A 5,209-nucleotide genomic window follows, 5' to 3' on the forward strand; every position below is an offset into this window, starting at 1 on the left:
GGCGCAAGAACGCTTTACATACAATCCTGCTAATTACCTTGTTGCATCTGTTGATTTACCAGTTACCGCCCAAGTCATAGAAGCTTCTCCTGCTGTTCCGTATTTAGCTTTCAAACTTGAATTTACACCAAATCAAATTATGGAAATTTTAGGTGATGTTGAAATCCAAGCTGATTCGAAAAAAACTAAGAAGAGAGCAATGTTTGTCAGCCCAATAGACTCATCCATGTTAGATGCGGTAATTAGATTAGTTCGCTTGCTAGATAACCCTAAGGACATTCCAGTACTTGCACCTCTATTCAAGCAAGAAATTCTCTATAGGGTTCTGCAAGGACCATATGGAGGAACACTAGAACAGATGGCCGTAGAAGGTAGCTATACCTATCGAATTAGAGACGTGATCGAACATATCATGCATAACTATGATCAGTCTTTTCGAATTGAGGATCTTGCAGATATAGCAAGCATGAGTGTTTCTTCGCTCCATAGACACTTTAAAGAGGTCACAGCGATGAGTCCGATTCAGTTCCAAAAACAAATAAGACTACAGGAAGCCCGGCGCTTGTTATTAGCCGAGTCAACAGACGCAGCTGATGTCGCCTTTCGAGTAGGATATGAAAGCCCATCGCAATTCARTCGTGAATATTCACGCATGTTTGGACTTCCACCTAGAGAAGATATAAAACGTCTGAGAGAAAAAAATAATCAAAGAATAAACGCATGAATCYCCTACTCAACAGGCAAGATATAAAAAAATTAAGTAATAAAAAAGCCTTACTATAATTTTTTCTAGTAAGGCCTTTCTTGTTGTTTTGAAAATAAAACGTCTTCTCAAATGATTACAACATATTCTGCTTGAAGCCCCTGTTGTCCCTTATATTCAAGGTAAGAGACTTTCTGCCCTATTTCTAATGAACTAGAGTTAGATAGATTACGAATAGAACTAAAATGGACAAACAAATCTTCTCCACCATTATCTGGAGAAATAAGTCCAAAGCCTTTCTCATAATCGAAACACTTTATCTTACCTATTTTACTTTCCAACACAATCACTCCTCCGACAATATTATTTATAAGGGGATAATATGATCGAAAGATTATTTTTCGTTAACAATTAGATCATGTAATTTAGAGGCTTCATTAGAATTAGTTGCTACCCCTTTTTTATTTCATATGAAAACGACGGCAGAGATGGCGTATTACATTTGTAATATAAGGAAGAGCACCTTTAACTGCTGTGCCTTGAATTAACAGATAAATTCATTTAATACCTTCCGATTTTAAATCAATATGAGAGTTCCCCATTTTCTTGTTGTAATCCTTAATCTTTTCCAACTTCTGAACGAACAAATTTCAAAGCATAATGAGTCCCGCAGATATAGATTCCCATGATCGATAGGTAATCAATTAGAAACCCCATGGCGGAGTTATCTAAGATATAAGAACCAAATGGATCATATATGATTAGCTTGGAACCCAAGTCTCTCTCAAAAGAAGTATGCACTCCATAGACAACAATCAACACCGCCAACACACGTAACACAATTGCACGCATACGGCTCATACCTGTAATGCCCGTCATCTTTCTTACTGCATTGATAATGGTCCCCCAAGACAATCCTATATGTACAGCCATAAAGATAAATCCCCAATATGCAGTCAGAACGTGTATCTGCCGTACAATCATGTCATTATTTATAGGAAAATAGGGAAAGACGTCACGGGAAATCGGCACGGAGCTTATCACCACTACAACCATAGATACAAGAAAAAGCAGATTGACCATAATTTTAAGAATACGTCGTACATTGTACTTTCCCCTAATAATTGTCTTATACCATCGTCGATTTAAAATATTATGGAAAATAAACAGCATAAACAGGACAGCCCCAACCAGTTCATGGATTGCATTACCAGTAACATGGTAAGCCATCACCACTAGCATGAGAACTGTCATAGCAAGGTCAATGACCAGCCTGATTAATATATTTCGATTCAAAAAAGTTCTCCTCTTTCTAGTTTAAGTACTTACCTTACAATGCACTACCTGAGTAGACAGCGTATGCCATACGCAAAGATTTAGGAAACCACTCACTTAATCCTTAGTAAAGTAATCCTCTTTTTTTACCAAATTAGTCATAGCACCCACTGTTTCTTCTATAGGAACAGGTGGGTATAACTATAATCTGAATTCTACTAGGCTGAAGGGTCGCAGCCTCAACAAACTACCACCGTCACTGGTTCGTCTTTCCCTTTAGGGAACTTCAAATGGAAACACACATCCCTCAGTTCTTCTCGCGATGAAAATAAAATGTTAAAAGAGTATTCTGGATCATTTCCCCTTTTTTTTCGTCATCGATTATTTCATGATTATCACCTATGGCATTTACCTCCCAGCCCTCTATAGGGATACCTGCGAACCTGGATTCTGTACTGCTGTCCTTCGATCCTGTAAGTTCATAACTCTTCATCTCATCTAACGTATTCGCGAAGTCATCCCGTTCCTGATTCGCGTGGCAGGTAAAGCAGCGACCGATGTCTTCCTCGTAATCCACTGACCTGTCGCCATTAAATTCCTGGTATAGCCAATCCCCATTACGCGGGGTATCGGGGGGGTTCTGGTCGCCCCAGCCATCGCGCTTTTCCATCACGAAGATTTCAGAAAGCTCTTCATCCTCATAGATCTCGAGAGTGATTACGGTGCCACTCGGGATGGGCTGGCCATTCTGCACAGCTTCGATTGCTTCCCGACTCGTGTAAGCCTCCTCTCTGACATTTCCTCGATTCACAGTCGCGTAGTTCACACCCTTATCGTAATTGTCAGGGAATTTGACAAGTTTACGGTCGTACTCAGAGGGATCCTGTTGGGAAGTCTCATTTGTATCATTTGTATCATCGTTCCTGTTGCAAGCGATAAGAGTGAGGGCCACCACCAATGCTAGGATCGGAAATAATAGTTTTTTCATACTGTTTTCCTCCTACAAGTTTTTCTGCTTAATGCGTATTCATTACAGTTACTTAGCACATTTTTAGTCTTCCACTTCAACAGCATCCAAACTTCCGTTCAGACTCAGACAACTCAGCAGAATTGAAGAAATTTCTACACCACTTTTCCTAGTTCACAATTTTTATGATCATCACCTCAAACTTTTGTATTATTTATTTAACATTCTTATTATCAATCAAATAAAAAGACAACTGTTATCCCATTCCTCTCAAATGATTGCCTAATCCTTTCACCACTACTTATTCAACAGTTTGGTTTTAGACTTAAAGTGCTTGATGGAGAACGAGGATGAACCAATATACGCGTAATCCTCTGATAAGTTCTTTAATTCGAGAAAAAATGAAACAAATTTAAAAAGCCTTACTACACATTTCCAAGTAGTAAGGCTCTTCATTTTAATCTAAAATATAACAACTTTTTGGCTCTTATACATGGGCCCCCATGTTGGTCGTCATGGTTGAATTCCCTAAAGATTGTTTATACAAATTTGGTATATGAAAATTTTTTCTACACACTATTCAAATATTAAGGGGTTTATAAGGAAAGTATTTTATCATTTACTTAAAGGTTTAGATTTTCCATGAGTTTTTCTGTTTTTATTAAGGAGTAGATTCACATAACGAAAGCTCTAGGCATCATCGATAAAAGAATAGAAAGGCATGTTCATGCCTTTCTTCCCCTTAGTTATTTTGAATAATAGCCATTAATTCTTTGGCTGATTTTGTATGAACCATCTTTTCAATATTAGCCATATCTGAACACGTAATAGCAATACCTGATAAAATCTCTAAATGCGTACCGTCCTTTCCTGCGATTCCAAAAATCAAACGAACTTTCTGACCGTCAAAATCAACACCTTCTGGCACTTGGATCACAGTAAACCCTGATTTTAAAACGTTCTTTTTTGCTTCTTCTGTACCATGCGGAATGGCTACATCATTCCCCATATAGGTAGATGTTATATTTTCACGTTCAATCATCGCTTCAACATAATTTCCTTCTACATATCCACCTCTTACTAACACGTTGCCTGCAAATCGAATAGCTTCCTCTTTCGTTGAAAATTGTTGGTTTAAGAAAATGTTTGCCTCAATTAATAAGTCATTATCATGATCTATGTTTTCTTCTAAAGATACTGCTATTTTTTCTTCTTTCCCATGAACAATATCACTATTTTTTAATTGATTAATTAATTTGTCATATTCCGGACTAGATAAGAAGTTCCCAACAGAAATATGATAAGCGTTTGGTACCTTATGTTGCGCTCTTGGCGTCAGCTCTTCTTGAGTAATAACGATTTGAGCATCATTTGGAATATTACTAACGGCAGTATTGGTAACCAGAATATCTAAATCTGTTTGCTTTATTTTCTTACGGAGAAGTGAGGCGCCCATTGCGCTCGATCCCATGCCTGCATCACATGCAAAAATAATTTTCTGAACGTTTGTTGGTAGTTCTCCTTGTTGTTTTGTAAAATTCTCTGTTACTGGACTTTTCTTGCCTTTCATTGCCTGCATTTTGCGAGCAGCTGCATCTAAATCTTCCCTCTGCGTGCCTGTTTTTAGGATAATGGAAGAAGCAATAAAAGATACGCCTGCTGCTACAAGAACACCCGCAATATTCGCAAAATATCCCCCTGGCGGAGTAGCAGCTAAAAAAGCTAAAATACTTCCTGGTGACACAACAGCTTGTAATCCACCATCTAATAAAACAAATGTGAATACGCCACTCATTCCACCTAGAATTGCACCTATAATTAATAATGGGCGCATTAAAATATATGGAAAATAGATTTCATGAACTCCACCAACAAATTGGATAAGTGCTGCGCCTGGTGCAGATTTTTTCGCTGTCCCTTTTCCAAAGAAACTATAAGCAAGTAGAACACCAAAACCAGGACCAGGATTTGCTTCAAGGAGCAACAAGATTGATTTACCACTCGTTCTAATCTGCTCTGCACCAATTGGTGAAATAATCCCATGATTAATGGCGTTGTTTAAGAATAGAATTTTAGCTGGTTCAATCAGAATACTGGTAAGAGGAAGTAAATGTTTAGCTAATAGCCAATCTACCCCGACAATAAGCCATCCAGTGAAAGCATCTATAGCTGGGCTCGCCCCTAAAAAGGCTAAAATCGCTAGGATTCCTCCAAGGATACCTGCCGAGAAATTATTAATTAACATCTCGAATCCTGTTTTGACT

At 38.1% G+C, this 5,209-nt stretch carries 5 protein-coding genes; 1 reads left to right on the top strand and 4 read right to left on the bottom strand.

Features of this window, described 5'->3' with window-relative positions; translation table 11 throughout:
* The coding region (locus AC1DRF_RS16210) for an AraC family transcriptional regulator (RefSeq protein ID WP_477741145.1) at positions 1-724 on the top strand (724 nt) is incomplete at its 5' end.
* 107 nt (positions 725-831) lie between these two features.
* Here the strand turns inward: AC1DRF_RS16210 and AC1DRF_RS16215 are convergent.
* The 4 genes from AC1DRF_RS16215 to AC1DRF_RS16230 form a co-directional block, all read right to left on the bottom strand.
* A complete protein-coding gene (locus AC1DRF_RS16215) occupies positions 832-1,047 on the bottom strand; it encodes a cold shock domain-containing protein (RefSeq protein ID WP_477741146.1) in 216 nt (71 codons plus the stop codon).
* 274 nt (positions 1,048-1,321) lie between these two features.
* Positions 1,322-1,999 (bottom strand): DUF4405 domain-containing protein, encoded by a 678-nt coding sequence (locus tag AC1DRF_RS16220; protein WP_477741147.1) that lies wholly within the window; start codon positions 1,997-1,999, stop codon positions 1,322-1,324.
* A 286-nt stretch (positions 2,000-2,285) separates the two neighbouring features.
* Positions 2,286-2,966 (bottom strand): cytochrome P460 family protein, encoded by a 681-nt coding sequence (locus AC1DRF_RS16225; protein ID WP_477741148.1) that lies wholly within the window; start codon positions 2,964-2,966, stop codon positions 2,286-2,288.
* A gap of 721 nt (positions 2,967-3,687) precedes the next feature.
* On the bottom strand, positions 3,688-5,209 hold a 1,522-nt coding region (locus AC1DRF_RS16230; RefSeq protein ID WP_477741149.1), incomplete at its 5' end, for a PTS mannitol transporter subunit IICBA.

It is taken from the genome of Priestia sp. P5_B4 (assembly GCF_056400385.1).